This is a genomic window from Neobacillus sp. SRL179 (assembly GCF_984799095.1).
In genome coordinates, this window is record NZ_OZ481792.1 from 2,139,152 (window position 1) to 2,153,735 (window position 14,584).

The following is a 14,584-nucleotide window of genomic DNA, read 5'->3' on the forward strand; positions in this document are numbered from 1 at the left end:
CTTTTATTGTTACGTTAGATTCCATTTACAAATTTTCTTAAACAGGTCTCTTTCTCATCTTGCGATTCCCCACTTTAAAAAATAGCCTTAGCAGCGGCGGGACAGCAAAATAAATAAAAAAGAGCCGGAATAATTGGTACCCTGTGACCATTGATAAATCCGCATGAACGACATGAGCCAGAATAGCCATTTGGTCCATTCCACCTGGTGCCAAACTAAGTAAACTGGTCGATGGCGTGATGTGGTAAAAATGAATTAACAATAATCCCAAACCGACAGACCCAATGATCATGAGTAAGCCACTTAGAAGTGCTAGGGAAATAATTTTCGTTTTATGCTCCAATTTTTCCGGATTTAATAATAAACCAATGTACCCGCCAATCATGAATTGGGAAATATCCAAAACGGAAGGGGGAAGTGCAGGGCCTTGAAGTCCAGCAATACCAGCAATTGCTGTTCCTAAAATAGGACCTAATAAATAGGGAGTCGGAAATTTAAGTTTTTTAGCAAGAAAAGCGCTGACGACACAAATCACGACAAATAGCACAACCGTTGGTAAGAGAGGTCCAGAAGATGGAATGGATTTTCCCACCAAGTCCGATGCCGTTTGCACCGGTGTATGGTTAAACAGCGGACCAAAAAGAAGAAACGGTACCAAGAATATGATCATCAATAATCGGGCCACTTGTAGAAAGGTCACCGTAGTGATATCGATGCCCTTCATTTCTTCGGCAAAAATAATCATTTGTGAAAGCCCGCCAGGAATACTGCCGGTCAATACGGTTGGATAATCCACACCGGTTAATTTGGAGACAACAACGGCAATGCCAGCGCAAAAAAGCACCAATAAAACAGTCATAAGCAGCATGGATGGCAGCTTAGCGATAATTTGCAGCAGCGCCTCTTTCGTAAAAGCTAACCCTGTAGAATAACCGACTACAATTAATCCTGCATCCCGAATGGAAACAGGCCAGTAAAACTTTATTTTTCTATTTCTAGCTCCAATTAATACAGCTGCCATAGGACCTAAAAGCCAGGGAATCGGTGTATGTAAGGCTGAAAAAACAAGTCCGCCAATAAAGGCTGTTAATAAGGTTATGAAAAAACGCAATACTTTATTGTCAACTTTCTTTGTTGAGGGAATCAATAAAAACACTTCCATATAATTTTTTAAAAAGGATCAAAAAAATTTACTCCATTATTTTACCATGGTAACCTCCTAAAAGAAAAAGAGAAAGCTAGCTAAAGAGCTGCTTACTCTTTTTCTTTTGTTCCTATTTACCTATTCGTTGCTGCTTTCATCCTGTTCATGTTCATTTTCCACTTCACCTGGGCCAAAACCAAATGGTCCTCTTTGCATTTGTTCTACACGAAAGATTGCGACAATCGTTTCAATCCTTATGGCTAAAAGCCGTGCCCGCATTCTCCCTCTGCTTTCTATAACAAGAACATCTTTGCCTACCTCGAGAAGGCGTCCGGTAAAGCTGCCTTGTATAGTAACAATTTCGACTTCCTTTTTAAGTAATTCATGGGCAATTTGATGGAAATTTATTTCTGTCATCATCAACATCCTCCTTCACATTACATTAAATGCTAATTATTAAAATTGGCATCGATATTTTTCAAATTTTATTAAGTAATTTTCTTAAAAATTCCTTCCTTTGCCTCATGAAAATCAATATAAATGCACTAGAAAAAAAGTGCATGGAAGAATTTTTTAAATTTTATATTTTTTTATTTACATAAAACCCATAGGTATGGTAGGATTAATTTCATCGAATATTAGGATTCTATACTCTACTTGGATGGGATTGGCTTTTTGAAGGGAGGCGAATCAATCTGAATACTGTTGAGAAGGAAGAGCTTCTTGCCCATATTGAAAAAATGATGGAGTCATTAAAATATGGTTCTATTACATTAGTAGTTCAGGACGGTAAGATTGTCCAAATTGAGAAAAATGAAAAGGTTCGTCTTCAACCAAATAAAAATCGCTGACTAGAAAAACTAGAGGCGGTCTTCACTTTTTAAGTGGAAGACTGCCTTTTTTAATGGAAAAAAGGGGGCATAACACGATGACGGCAGCAGTAACTTATCAAAATTGGCAGCAAATATCGAATACATTCTCAATTGAGGATGAAACCAAAGGAGCACGTTCCGTTCTAAAATGGGCGTATCAAGCTTATTCAGACGAGCAAATTGTTTATTCTTCTAGTTTCGGTGCAGAAGCGATTGTTTTAATTGATTTGATTGCCCAAGTAAAGCCAGATGCCCATATTGTTTTTTTAGATACGGGTTTACATTTCCCGGAAACATACGAGGTCATTGATAAAATCGAGGCCCGTTTCCCAACGTTAAAAATAGAGCGGAAACTGCCAAAGCTAAGTCTCGATGAGCAAGCCGCGGAGTATGGCTCCGCATTATGGAAACGAGATCCGAACCAGTGTTGTAATATTCGCAAGGTCATACCACTAAGGGAGACGTTGACTGCAAAACAAGCATGGATCTCAGGGCTTCGCCGGGAACAGTCCCCAACTAGGGCAAACACGGAATTCCTAAATAAGGATGATAAATTTCAGAATATCAAAATCTGCCCGCTCATCCATTGGACATGGGATGAAGTATGGGACTATATCAAGAGAAAAGATCTTCCATACAACACCCTGCATGACCACAACTATCCAAGTATTGGCTGTTTTCCATGTACACAACCTGTGGGAGAGGATGGGGACTCACGGGCAGGCCGTTGGGTTGGAAGTGGTAAGACGGAGTGTGGCTTACACACCCGTTAGAGGAGGTTACTACTTTGCTTACAATTATAGCGATAGCGATAGGTTTATTCTTTGCAATAAATATAGGAGCCAGCGGGGCCGCCGCTTCAATGGGGATAGCCTACGGTGCAGGTGTTGTTAAAAAACAACTGGCCTTACTGTTATGTGCAATTGCTGTATTCTTTGGTGCATGGCTTGGCGGTGGAGAAGTGGTCAAAACATTAGGAAGCGGAATTGTGCCGAGCAGTACCTTTACAGTCCCAGTTGCATTAATTGTTTTAACATCTGCAGCGCTTTCCTTATTTTTGGCTAATATCTTTGGTATTCCACTTTCAACCAGTGAAGTGGCAGTAGGTTCAGTCGTGGGGGCCGGGATTGTTTACCAATCTGTGTTCGTGGGCAAATTGGTCTGGATTATGTTATTTTGGCTGCTAACACCCTTTGCTGCTTTTATTATCGCTATTCTTGTTTCGTACTTACTGAAAAATAACACCCTAAAAAAATGGATGCAGGGTCCAAAAGCAGTTCCTGTATTATCTGTATTGGTCGTTTTCATGGGATTGTTTGAGGCCTTCTCAGCCGGGATGAACAATGTCGCGAATGCAGTTGGACCACTGGTTGGCGCACAAATCCTCTCTACTGGAAATGGGATTTTCTGGGGCGGATTATGCGTAGCAGGCGGTGCTTTGTTACTTGGTCATCGCGTTCTTGAAACGAATGGAAAAAAGATCACTACTTTGAGATTGGAGGAGGGCTGCGTAATCTCAGGAACAGGTGCCACGATTGTAACCATTGCATCCATGTTCGGGATTCCAGTCCCACTCACACAAATTACTACGTCTTCTATTATCGGCATGGGTTTTGCCCAGCATGGCAAGTCCGTCTTAAAAAAAGGGATTGTCGTTCAATTACTTACTGTTTGGATTGTTTCACCAGTGTTATCAATGGTTTTATCGTATACCCTCATTCAAGTGATCATTGAGCATAATTTCTATCCAATCATTGCCATGATCGGAGTGCTAATTTCCGTCTTTGGTGTCATGTCATTAATGAAGGGGAAGAAGCCAACGATAACCGTAAAACAAGAAATTGTGAAAGATTAATAAGGTAGATTGTTAAATTCAGCCAGTTAATAGGACAGCTGCAGGAAGCAAAAGGCAATCAATCAGATAAATAAACATGCTAGTAAACATCTAATATATAATTCATTTTTTTAATAAGAAAGGACTTGATTGGAATGTCATTTTTACCAAAACCTCATGGAGGAAAACTCATCCAAGCATTTAATCCGAATTACGACGTAACACAAATCCATAAAGAACTTGAAATTGATACAATAGCTTTAAGTGATCTTGAGTTAATTGGTGTTGGGCTGTTTAGTCCGTTAACCGGGTTCCTGGGGAAGGCTGATTATGAATCTGTTGTAACGAATATGCGTTTAGCCGATAACACCATTTGGTCCATTCCCGTCACACTGCCAGTTTCATATGAAACGGCTGCATCACTTGAAGTGGGAGAAGAAATCAAACTAGTTTTTCAAGAAGAAGTTTATGGTGTAATTAAGGTATCTGAATGGTATGAGCCTGATCTAGATAAAGAGGCAATTGAAGTTTACAAAACAGATGAGGTTGCTCACCCGGGCGTCAAACGTTTATATGAAAGAGGACCAGTTTATCTAGCCGGTGATATCGTCCTTGTGAAGAAATCAGAAAAAGGTGTATTCTCTGATGTTTGGTATGAGCCAAAAGAAACTCGTGCAATGTTTGAAGAAAAAGGCTGGAAAACGATTGTTGGCTTTCAGACAAGAAATCCAATCCATCGTGCACATGAGTACATTCAAAAAGCTGCATTAGAAATAGTTGATGGATTATTCGTTAACCCATTGGTTGGCGAAACAAAATCGGACGATATTTCAGCAGAAGTTCGTTTAAAGAGCTATCGTGTTTTACTCGATAACTACTATCCTGCTGAGCGGGTTCAGCTTGGTGTGTATCCTGCTGCCATGCGTTATGCAGGTCCAAGAGAAGCGATTTTCCACGCGATTGCGCGTAAGAACTTTGGCTGTACCCATTTCATCGTCGGCCGCGACCATGCAGGGGTAGGCAATTACTATGGAACATATGATGCTCAGCATATTTTCAGCAATTTTTCTGAAGACGAACTGGGGATTAAACCACTATTCTTTGAACATAGCTTCTATTGCACAAAATGTGAAGGCATGGCATCTGACAAAACTTGCCCACACAGCAAAGAAGACCGTGTCATTCTTTCAGGTACAAAGGTAAGAGAAATGCTTCGTGCCGGAGTTCTTCCCCCTGCTACTTTCAGCCGTAAAGAAGTCGTCGAGGTATTAATTGAAGGAATGAAAGAAGAAACCGCAACGGTTTAAGGAGGAAAAAACCACAATGGCAAAAGCAACGAATATTACATGGCACTCGACAACAGTATCGAAAGAAGACCGACGCGCGCAAAATGGGCATGGCAGCTGCGTACTATGGTTTACCGGGCTTTCTGGCTCAGGTAAATCCACAATTGCCAATGCTGTTTCAAGTGAATTGTACCGCCAGGGCATTAATGAATATGTCCTGGATGGCGATAATATCCGTCATGGTCTTAACAAAGACCTGGGTTTTTCCGATTATGACCGGACAGAAAATATTCGTAGAATCGGGGAAGTGGCGAAACTATTTGTCGATAGTGGCGCAGTCGTTACAACCGCATTTATTTCCCCATTCCGCTCCGACCGGGACCAAGTTCGTGAATTGTTTAATGAAGGAGAGTTTATCGAGGTATTCATTGACTGCCCATTAGAACAATGTGAGTTGCGGGATCCGAAACAGCTTTATGCGAAGGCACGCCGGGGAGAAATTAAGGATTTTACAGGAATTGATTCTCCGTATGAAGCACCAGAGCGTCCAGAAATCACGATTCGTTCTGACCAATTTACTGTCGGTGAAGCGGTTGAACAAATATTTCAATACTTGCAAAAGAACAACATAATTTAGTAACTTAGTTAGGAAAGGATGAAATGGTCATGGCTGGCAAGGTTTTCTTAGTAGGTGCGGGTCCTGGAGATCCAGATCTGATTACAGTTAAAGGATTGCGCTGCCTGCAGCAAGCTGATGTCATCCTATATGATCGGCTCGTCAATCCTGAACTACTGCAACATGCAAAAGAAGGGGCTCAGTTGGTCTATTGTGGCAAGCTCCCCCATTATCATACAATGAAGCAGGAAACGATCAATCACTTTTTAGTAAAATACGCTAAAAGAGGGTATCAGGTCGTCCGCTTAAAAGGCGGAGATCCATTTGTGTTCGGACGCGGCGGTGAAGAGGCCGAGGAATGCGCGAAGCACGATGTTCCATTTGAAATAGTTCCCGGTATTACTGCCGGAATCGCTGCAACCGCCTATGCAGGGATTCCCGTCACACACCGGAACCTTAGTCGTAGCTTTGCGTTTATAACAGGTCATCAAGCAGGTGATACCGCGGCCGAACATCAATGGTACCATCTGGCAAATGCCGTTGATACAATTTGCGTTTATATGGGGGTATCCCATTTATCGACGATAGTCGAGAAACTCGTCCAACATGGAAAGTCACCGTCTACACCCATTGCCCTCGTTCAATGGGGGACATTAAGCGATCAGCGAACGGTAGTCGGGACGCTTGAGACCATTGAAGGACTTGTAAAGAAGGAAGCGATTTCCAATCCCAGTATGATGGTGATTGGCGAGGTCGTTCGTCTTCATGAAAAAATAAACTGGTTTGCTGAAGATATTATTCCAAACTTGCCAGTTGTTCACGGATAAGACAGAAAGGTGCATCTAAAATGAAAGCCATTTTATACATTGGACATGGGACGCGCTCGAAAAAAGGAACCAGCGAAGCAAGGGCCTTTGTTGAGAGAGTAATGAAGCGGGTGGAAGTGCCTGTTCAAGAAATAAGCTTTTTAGAACTGTCGGAGCCTTCTATTGAAGAAGGCTTCCGGCGTTGTGCAGACAAAGGTGCGACAGAAATCACTGTCGTTCCATTGTTCCTGTTGGCAGCTGGGCACATTAAACAAGATATTCCTCGTGCGTTATCGGAAGTGCAAGCAAAATTTCCTGATATTCAAGTATCCATAAAGGATCCATTTGGTGTCCAAGATAAAATTCTTGATGCCATTGCAGAGCTGGTTAGAGATTCGGTTGGTTCGATTGGACATCAGGATCAAGCTCTGGTTGTTGGCAGAGGAAGCAGTGATCCAGGTATTCAAGCGGATTTTGCTATGATTGCTAATGGAATTAGAGAACGGCTTGGAGTGAAAGACGTTACTGTTTGCTACTTGGCTGCAGCTGCGCCAAGATTGGAAGAAGGTTTCCGGCGTGTACTGGAAAATCCAGAGCAGGAGGGCTCCGTGATTGTGATCCCCTATCTTTTATTTTCAGGTCTCCTTACTGCCGAAATCACCCAAGAAATACGTAAGTGGATGAATGCTGGCAGTTCTATTTATAATACAGGGCCGTTAAGCAGTCATCAGGTAATTGAGGATGTCGTCATAGAGCGTGCGGCTACCTAGGAGTCTGTCTCAATACGAAAATTTTTGCATGCTGGTACCGTGCTGACGGTTTTACCGAGACTACTACTAAATTGAGCAAAAAAAGAGAAAATGTTATTTTAATATTTAATTTTAGTTGTCTCAAACGCAAAAAAATGTCATGCTAGATTCGTAGAGAGAGGACATTCACACTCAAGTCACTTCGTAAAGACATTATATTATTTACTTTTATCCCATTGTGAGGTGTTATTTTTTGCAACTTCAGGTATTGAACAGTCCGTTTACACAGGAGCAGGTTGAGCTTCTTAACAAAATTCTGCCAACCTTGACAGAATCACAAAAAGTTTGGTTAAGCGGCTTTCTGGCTGGTTCCCAATTTACATCAGGACTGGGAACAGCACCAGGACAAATCGCTTTGCCAACACAAACAGTCTCAAAAGAAATAACGATTCTCTATGGATCACAAACAGGTAATGCCCAGGGGCTTGCCAAAAAATCAGCTAAAACACTGGAATCAAACGGTTTTCATGTAACCGTCACATCCATGAGTGATTTTAAAACGAATAATTTAAAGAAACTCAAAAACCTTCTTATTATTGTTAGTACACATGGGGAAGGCGAACCGCCTGATAATGCCATTACCTTCCACGAATTTCTTTTTAGTAAAAGAGCTCCGAAACTAGAGGATCTTCATTATTCAGTGTTAGCCTTAGGTGACAGTTCGTATGAATTTTTCTGTCATACTGGCAAAGAATTCGATTCACGCTTAGAAGAACTTGGCGGCACTCGATTATACCCGCGTTTTGACTGCGATGTGGATTACGATGAACCTGCAGCAGAATGGCTTGAGGGTGTGCTTGGGAGCATTAGTGAGGTGCCAAGCGGTGGAAGCACAGCACCATCACCTGCACCACAGACTGTCGAAACAGAATATTCGAGAACCAATCCATTTAAAGCAGAAGTGCTTGAAAATATTAATTTAAACGGCCGTGGCTCGAATAAAGAAACACGGCACCTTGAATTGTCGCTAGAGGGTTCGGGCCTTACTTATGAACCAGGGGATAGCCTAGGCATCTATCCAGATAATGATCCTGAACTTGTTGAGTTGCTTTTAGAAGAGATGAACTGGAATCCTGAGGAAATGGTTACAGTCAAGCAGGGAGATGTTCGTTCGCTTAAAGAAGCGCTTTTATCCTATTATGAAATTACGGTATTAACAAAACCACTTTTACAAAAGGCAGTAAATCTTTCTGCGAACGAGAATTTACATGAACTGTTAGCGGAAGGCCATCAGCAACAAGTGAAAGAGTATCTTGAGGGCCGCGACTTGGTAGATTTAGTACGTGACTTTAAACCTTGGGATGCTTCTGCGCAGGAATTTGTTTCAATTTTGCGAAAAATACCTAGCCGCCTTTATTCAATATCCAGCAGCTATACTGCCAATCCTGAGGAAGTCCACTTGACGATTGGAGCGGTTCGCTATGAGGCGCATGGCCGCAATCGTAAGGGTGTCTGCTCCAATTTAGCAGCAGAACGATTAAACCCAGAAGATCGTTTAAATGTTTATGTTCAGCATAATGAAAACTTTAAGCTGCCAAAAAATCCCGAAACACCGATCATCATGATTGGACCGGGGACGGGTGTTGCACCGTTTCGTGCTTTTATGCAGGAACGTGAAGAAGCAGGTAATCAAGCTGGAAAATCGTGGTTATTCTTTGGTGACCAGCATTTCGTAACTGATTTTCTCTATCAGATTGAATGGCAAAAGTGGTTAAAAAATGGCACGTTAACGAAAATGGATGTTGCTTTTTCAAGGGACACCAAGGAAAAAGTATACGTACAGCACCGCTTACAGGAACACAGCAGTGAATTGTTCACGTGGCTTCAAGAAGGAGCAGCCGTTTATATTTGCGGTGATGAGAAACACATGGCACACGACGTCCATCAGACTCTCGTTGAAATTATTGAAAAAGAAGGCGGTCTAAGCCGAGAAGCTGCAGAAGCCTATCTTACCGATCTACAACAACAAAAACGCTATCAGCGGGATGTATATTGATTTGGATGGAAAGGAGTTTTTTTCAACATGGTAAACCCAACATTAAAAGCACCAGATGGACCACCAAGTGATGTAGAGGATATAAAATCTCGAAGCAACTATCTGCGCGGTACGTTGAAGGAAGTTATGCAGGAACGAATCAGTGCCGGTATTCCAGAGGATGATAACCGCTTAATGAAACATCATGGCAGTTACTTGCAAGACGACCGGGATCTTCGCAATGAGCGCCAAAAGCAAAAATTGGAGCCAGCCTATCAATTCATGCTGCGTGTCCGCTTGCCTGGTGGTGTTGCAGCACCGAACCAATGGCTGGTCATGGATGAGCTTGCTGACAAATATGGAAATGGGACGTTAAAACTTACGACACGAGAAACATGGCAGATGCACGGCATTTTAAAATGGAATATGAAAAGTACCATTCAGGAAATCAATGCCGCACTAATGGATACCATTGCTGCTTGTGGTGACGTAAACCGAAACGTGATGTGTTCTTCAAACCCCTATCAGTCTGAGCTTCACGCTGAAGTGTATGAATGGTCCAAGAAATTAAGTAATGACTTGCTTCCGAAAACAAGAGCGTATTATGAAGTCTGGCTCGATGAGGAAAAAGTAGCCGGCACGCCTGAATTCGAAGAAGTGGAACCAATGTATGGTCCAACTTACTTGCCACGTAAGTTCAAAATCGGTATCGCCATACCTCCGTCCAATGACATCGATATCTTTTCACAGGATTTGGGTTTCATTGCGATTGTGGAAGATGACAAACTAATCGGCTTTAACGTGGCAATCGGCGGCGGTATGGGGATGACTCACGGTGATACGGCAACCTATCCGCAACTGGCAAAAGTCATCGGCTTCGTGAAACCGCATCAACTATATGAAGTAGCAGAAAAAACCATTACCATCCAACGTGATTACGGAAATCGTTCTGTTCGTAAAAATGCCCGCTTTAAGTACACAGTCGACAGATTGGGTCTTGAAACAGTTAAGACTGAACTTGAAAACCGTCTTGGCTGGAGTCTGGAAGAAGCGAAGCCGTTTAAGTTCGATCATAACGTTGATCGGTACGGCTGGGTAAAAGGTATTCAAGGGAAATGGAACTTCACCCTGTTCATTGAAAACGGCCGTGTGGCGGACTACCCAGAATATCAATTAAAGACAGGTTTACGCGAAATTGCCAAAGTTCATACTGGTGATTTCCACTTAACCGGTAATCAAAACGTCATTATTGCCAATGTTTCAAGCCAGAAGAAGAAGATAATCAATGAATTGATTGAAAAATATGGATTGACCGATGGCAAGCATTACTCGGCTCTTCGCCGCAGCTCCATGGCCTGTGTGGCTCTTCCCACTTGTGGATTAGCGATGGCAGAAGCAGAACGCTATTTACCAACTCTCATCACAAAAATCGAGGAGATTGTAGATGAAGCAGGCTTGCGCGATGAAGATATCACCATTCGTATGACCGGCTGTCCAAATGGTTGCGCCCGCCACGCCCTTGGGGAAATTGGCTTTATCGGTAAAGCAGTGGGTAAATATAACATGTATCTAGGTGCAGCCCATGATGGCAGCCGTTTAAGCAAAATGTATCGTGAAAATATTGGGGAAACCGAAATTCTAAATGAATTGCGTGTGATTCTTCCTCGTTATGCGAAAGAGCGGAATAATGGGGAACATTTTGGTGATTTTGTTATCCGTGCTGGTATTGTGAAGGCAACCACAGATGGCACTAATTTTCATGAATAAATAAGACCTTGCTAAAATTAGCAGCAGTTTTTAGTGGTAAAAAAGGATGAAATCATCATGATTTCATCCTTTTTTAATGATGGTTCTGTTATAAATGAATCTTGATTTCACTTATTTAAAAAATAACCGAAAAAATTCCGTTTAAATTCGGAAATACCCATATTTCACTAAAAATAAAGGAAGTTTTTCCGTTTATCTTATCCAAATCCATGTATTTTGCCTTATTTAAAGCAGTTAATCGGAATTTCTCCGCTTTTATCCTCTTCTTAAGCTTGCAAGATATTCATTAACCGGAAATTCTCCTCCTATGAATTCTCATACCTACACGAAAATCAACCATGAACAATTACAGAGCCTTAATGATATGCAATCACGTTTCCATTATAGCTTGTATTAGTTTTATTGTGATTGTCACAATGTGTTTATTTTTAGACACGTAGCATTAAATGTTTCTGTGCTATTCTAAATTTAAAGGAATTTATTGAATTTTGGAGGGGTATCGAATGAGCTGTGGTTGTTCAACTAATTTAAAAGATGGAAAAGACATTGTAGATCATGTGAAGAGTAAAGGAAAAGAAAATTTTGCCCCAGCAGTGGCGCATGTAATAAATTGCGAATGTGGAGAGACATTTACATTAGAGACGGTTATTATGAACTGCCCAACATGCGGAATGACATACGCAGTCACACCTTGCGGCTCAAATGACAGTAATAATATCAAGCCTGCCGGTATTCACTACGCATAAAATCAAAATAGTGCCTGACACCATTATGGTGTCAGGCACTATTTTAAACTAGTTTAACTATTATTCTTCCTCGAGCTTGCCCTTTTAGTAAGGTAGGGAGGACGTCTGGAAGTTGTGCTAGTGTTACTTCTTGTTGAATGAGTGCTTCTAGGTTAGCTGGTTTGAAATCAGTGGCAAGGTGATTCCAAATGTTCAAACGGGTCTCCATGGGACAGTAAACCGAGTCAATTCCTAGCAAATTTATACCTCTTAGAATGAACGGGAAGACTGTTGTTGGCAGTTTTGTTCCAGCCGTTAATCCACTTGCAGCAACCGAACCGCCATATTGAATTTGACTTAATAGAGAGGCGAGTGGCTCACCACCAACTGGATCCACCGCAGCAGCCCATTTTTGCTTGCCTAAGGCCCGGATTTTCCCACCATCATACACTTCTTCACGCGGTATAACCGCATTAGCTCCAAGTTTTTTTAAGTAGTCATGTTCGGATTCTTTACCTGTACTTGCTTCGACAGTAAAACCTAGCGTAGAAAGAATTGAGACAGCAAAGCTGCCAACACCGCCAGTAGCCCCTGTGACAAGTACTTTACCGTTTTCAGGCTTTAGATTATTGTCTAAAAGGCGTTGGACAGAAAGGGCTGCTGTGAATCCAGCTGTTCCGATAATCATTGCTTCTTGTAAGGTGAGCCCTTTTGGTAAGGGAACTATCCAATCTGCAGGAATTCGAGCAAACTCACTGTAGCCGCCATAATGGGACACACCAATTTCATAGCTTGTGGCAATTACCTCGTCACCTTCTTTGTAACGATCATCATCTGATGAAACAACAACACCTGCTAAATCAATTCCAGGTACAAAGGGATAGGTGTTGACAATGTTCCCATTTGGGATCGTAGCAAGACTATCTTTATAATTGACACTGGAGTAGTGAACACGAATTAAAACTTCGCCAGCCTGTAAATCAGTCAGTGTTAATTTCTGAACTTTGACAGAATAGTCCTCATCTTGCTTATTGACTACTAATGCATCAAACGATTGCGTCATTGATTTTTCTCCTTTAATTTCTACCATATTTTTGGAGCTTTATAAAATAATATCTTTATTTTATCACTATTATGGTTGCCTAATCTTCCTCTTTTGTGAAAAAGTAGGAAACAAAAAAGGGGACTATGTAAAAACAAAGCCCCTACTGCAAAACACATTTATTTTGCTTCGCTATTTTCAAGAGGATCCTCAATGGTACAGCAATTCTCTTGGGTTGAGCAACAGTCTTCTTGTACTTCTTCAATTTTAATACTACAACAGTCAGACTTTTTGTTGAAAAAATTCCACATATTTTTTTCACCCCCGTTAAATTAAGTAAAAAATAAAGCCAGAGATAGTCGACATGGCAAATACCGATAAAACAAACGTAAACACGAGTTGCTTTTTAAAGATGGATTTCAAGAGAATGACTTCTGGCAGACTTGCACCTGCAGAACTGATAATTATGGCCATGACAGGGCCCAATGCCATTCCTTTTGCGATTAGAATTTGTGAGATTGGAATCATACTGGAGAGACGAATATATAATGGAATCCCAATAATTGCTGCAATGGGAATGAGCCACCAATGATCGGCACCAAAAACAGATGATATCCAAGAGGTTGGAACTAAGCCATGAATGACTGCACCGATGGCGGCACCTATGATTAAATACGGATAAACACTTTTCATTAAATCCAGTGTTTCTTTCCATGCCAGCTTAAGATTAAACCGCTTTGTTTGTTGTTCATACCCGGTCATAACCACATTCTTAACCGAGTTTTCAAACCCTAACTTTTCAAGGCTGAAACCAATAATAATAGAAAAAATCGTCGTTAATGCCGTGTAAATAACAGTCACTTTCCAACCGAGCATGACCCCCATAATGGTCAGAATCGTTGGATCTAAGACAGGGGAGGCGAACAGAAAAATCATTACAATTCCAAAGGGCATTTTCTTTTTTAACATATTGACTACAACAGGAATCGTGGAGCAGGAACAGAAGGGAGTAATAAACGCAAAGACAATGGCCACAAATGCACCGACCAAACGATTTTTACCAGATAATTTTTTTTCGATTTTTTCATAGGGAATCCATCCCTGAAGCAGACTGATGATAAACGAAATGACGATAAAAAGGATAGTTAATTCCAAGGCAATTGATAAAAAACTTTTTAAAGTGTCTATATACATGTTTGATCCTCCAGTTAATCAAATTATATTGATATATTAATCAAAAAAAATTGATTAATCATTTAAAAAAATTAGCAGCTAGGTTTAAAAACGCAGCACAGTTCGTGTGACAATAAATGGTTAAGCTCCTCCTGGTTTAGTTCGTAGTAACTCCATGTACCTTTTGTTTCTTTAAAAAGGATGTTGGCATCAAGGAGGATCTTTAAGTGATAGGATAATTTGGATTGTGTCATCCCAACGATCGGCGCTAAATCACACACGCACATCGCACCTTTTTGAGTTAAAATATTCATAATCTGTAGTCTCTTTTTATCTGCGATCGCTTTGAACTTTAACTCATATCTTTCATAGAACTTTTCCATTGAAAGGTCCTGTAAGGGGATTTCTTGGTTCATGTTTTCACCTTCCTTATTAATCAAATAATTTTGATGCTTTTATCATATTACCAATATTTTCATTTGTCAATCCTGTTAATCAAAAAAAGTTGATTTAAATGATTAAAGAATCTATATAA

Annotated in this window: 15 protein-coding genes; 10 read left to right on the forward strand and 5 right to left on the reverse strand. The window is 41.0% G+C overall.

The annotated features are described in order from the left end of the window. Positions 1 to 37 precede the first annotated feature (37 nt). Entirely contained in the window at positions 38 to 1,147 is a 1,110-nt protein-coding gene (locus tag AC4E8C_RS10585) for an AbrB family transcriptional regulator (RefSeq protein ID WP_490212067.1), read from the reverse strand. Positions 1,148 to 1,282: 135 nt separating this feature from the next. Further along, entirely contained in the window at positions 1,283 to 1,564 is a 282-nt protein-coding gene (locus tag AC4E8C_RS10590; protein ID WP_490212068.1) for a hypothetical protein, read from the reverse strand. 311 nt (positions 1,565 to 1,875) lie between these two features. Here AC4E8C_RS10590 and AC4E8C_RS10595 point away from each other — a divergent pair, with 311 nt between their 5' ends. The 10 genes from AC4E8C_RS10595 (at position 1,876) to AC4E8C_RS10640 (ending at position 11,855) form a co-directional block, all read left to right on the forward strand. Continuing rightward, on the forward strand, positions 1,876 to 1,995 hold the full coding sequence (locus AC4E8C_RS10595; protein WP_490212524.1) for a YezD family protein: 120 nt from the start codon (positions 1,876 to 1,878) through the stop codon (positions 1,993 to 1,995). A 77-nt stretch (positions 1,996 to 2,072) separates the two neighbouring features. Beyond that, on the forward strand, positions 2,073 to 2,789 hold the full coding sequence (locus AC4E8C_RS10600; protein ID WP_490212069.1) for a phosphoadenylyl-sulfate reductase: 717 nt from the start codon (positions 2,073 to 2,075) through the stop codon (positions 2,787 to 2,789). 14 nt (positions 2,790 to 2,803) lie between these two features. Further along, positions 2,804 to 3,871, forward strand: a complete 1,068-nt coding sequence (gene cysP / locus AC4E8C_RS10605) for a sulfate permease (protein ID WP_490212070.1) — start codon at positions 2,804 to 2,806, stop codon at positions 3,869 to 3,871. 134 nt (positions 3,872 to 4,005) lie between these two features. Then, positions 4,006 to 5,157 carry a sulfate adenylyltransferase gene (gene sat / locus AC4E8C_RS10610; RefSeq protein ID WP_490212071.1) on the forward strand — a complete coding sequence of 384 codons (1,152 nt, stop codon included), beginning with the start codon at positions 4,006 to 4,008 and terminating at the stop codon, positions 5,155 to 5,157. A 16-nt stretch (positions 5,158 to 5,173) separates the two neighbouring features. Then, a complete protein-coding gene (gene cysC / locus AC4E8C_RS10615) occupies positions 5,174 to 5,773 on the forward strand; it encodes an adenylyl-sulfate kinase (protein WP_490212072.1) in 600 nt (199 codons plus the stop codon). A gap of 29 nt (positions 5,774 to 5,802) precedes the next feature. Continuing rightward, positions 5,803 to 6,579 (forward strand): uroporphyrinogen-III C-methyltransferase, encoded by a 777-nt coding sequence (gene cobA / locus AC4E8C_RS10620; protein ID WP_490212073.1) that lies wholly within the window; start codon positions 5,803 to 5,805, stop codon positions 6,577 to 6,579. Positions 6,580 to 6,599: 20 nt separating this feature from the next. Continuing rightward, positions 6,600 to 7,328, forward strand: a complete 729-nt coding sequence (locus AC4E8C_RS10625) for a sirohydrochlorin chelatase (RefSeq protein ID WP_490212074.1) — start codon at positions 6,600 to 6,602, stop codon at positions 7,326 to 7,328. A gap of 232 nt (positions 7,329 to 7,560) precedes the next feature. Further along, a complete protein-coding gene (locus AC4E8C_RS10630; RefSeq protein ID WP_490212075.1) occupies positions 7,561 to 9,363 on the forward strand; it encodes an assimilatory sulfite reductase (NADPH) flavoprotein subunit in 1,803 nt (600 codons plus the stop codon). 27 nt (positions 9,364 to 9,390) lie between these two features. Further along, positions 9,391 to 11,109, forward strand: coding sequence for an assimilatory sulfite reductase (NADPH) hemoprotein subunit (gene cysI / locus AC4E8C_RS10635; protein ID WP_490212076.1), 1,719 nt, complete (start codon positions 9,391 to 9,393; stop codon positions 11,107 to 11,109). 503 nt (positions 11,110 to 11,612) lie between these two features. Continuing rightward, positions 11,613 to 11,855 (forward strand): hypothetical protein, encoded by a 243-nt coding sequence (locus AC4E8C_RS10640; RefSeq protein WP_490212077.1) that lies wholly within the window; start codon positions 11,613 to 11,615, stop codon positions 11,853 to 11,855. Between the two features lie 43 nt (positions 11,856 to 11,898). On the opposite strand, the gene AC4E8C_RS10645 is transcribed toward AC4E8C_RS10640, so the two are convergent. The 3 genes from AC4E8C_RS10645 to AC4E8C_RS10655 all read right to left on the reverse strand — a co-directional run bounded on the left by AC4E8C_RS10645 (position 11,899) and on the right by AC4E8C_RS10655 (position 14,465). After that, positions 11,899 to 12,897, reverse strand: a complete 999-nt coding sequence (locus tag AC4E8C_RS10645) for an NADPH:quinone oxidoreductase family protein (RefSeq protein ID WP_490212078.1) — start codon at positions 12,895 to 12,897, stop codon at positions 11,899 to 11,901. 306 nt (positions 12,898 to 13,203) lie between these two features. Further along, positions 13,204 to 14,070 carry a permease gene (locus tag AC4E8C_RS10650; RefSeq protein ID WP_490212079.1) on the reverse strand — a complete coding sequence of 289 codons (867 nt, stop codon included), beginning with the start codon at positions 14,068 to 14,070 and terminating at the stop codon, positions 13,204 to 13,206. A gap of 71 nt (positions 14,071 to 14,141) precedes the next feature. Beyond that, entirely contained in the window at positions 14,142 to 14,465 is a 324-nt protein-coding gene (locus AC4E8C_RS10655; protein ID WP_490212080.1) for an ArsR/SmtB family transcription factor, read from the reverse strand. Positions 14,466 to 14,584: the final 119 nt, after the last annotated feature.

Coding starts and splice junctions, on each gene's coding strand:
- cysI (WP_490212076.1), top strand. CDS start 9,391: ATGGTAAACCCAACATTAAAAGCACCAGATGGACCACCAAGTGATGTA.
- AC4E8C_RS10600 (WP_490212069.1), top strand. CDS start 2,073: ATGACGGCAGCAGTAACTTATCAAAATTGGCAGCAAATATCGAATACA.
- AC4E8C_RS10645 (WP_490212078.1), bottom strand. CDS start 12,897: ATGACGCAATCGTTTGATGCATTAGTAGTCAATAAGCAAGATGAGGAC.
- AC4E8C_RS10625 (WP_490212074.1), top strand. CDS start 6,600: ATGAAAGCCATTTTATACATTGGACATGGGACGCGCTCGAAAAAAGGA.
- sat (WP_490212071.1), top strand. CDS start 4,006: ATGTCATTTTTACCAAAACCTCATGGAGGAAAACTCATCCAAGCATTT.
- AC4E8C_RS10640 (WP_490212077.1), top strand. CDS start 11,613: ATGAGCTGTGGTTGTTCAACTAATTTAAAAGATGGAAAAGACATTGTA.
- cysC (WP_490212072.1), top strand. CDS start 5,174: ATGGCAAAAGCAACGAATATTACATGGCACTCGACAACAGTATCGAAA.
- AC4E8C_RS10650 (WP_490212079.1), bottom strand. CDS start 14,070: ATGTATATAGACACTTTAAAAAGTTTTTTATCAATTGCCTTGGAATTA.
- AC4E8C_RS10655 (WP_490212080.1), bottom strand. CDS start 14,465: ATGAACCAAGAAATCCCCTTACAGGACCTTTCAATGGAAAAGTTCTAT.
- AC4E8C_RS10590 (WP_490212068.1), bottom strand. CDS start 1,564: ATGATGACAGAAATAAATTTCCATCAAATTGCCCATGAATTACTTAAA.
- cobA (WP_490212073.1), top strand. CDS start 5,803: ATGGCTGGCAAGGTTTTCTTAGTAGGTGCGGGTCCTGGAGATCCAGAT.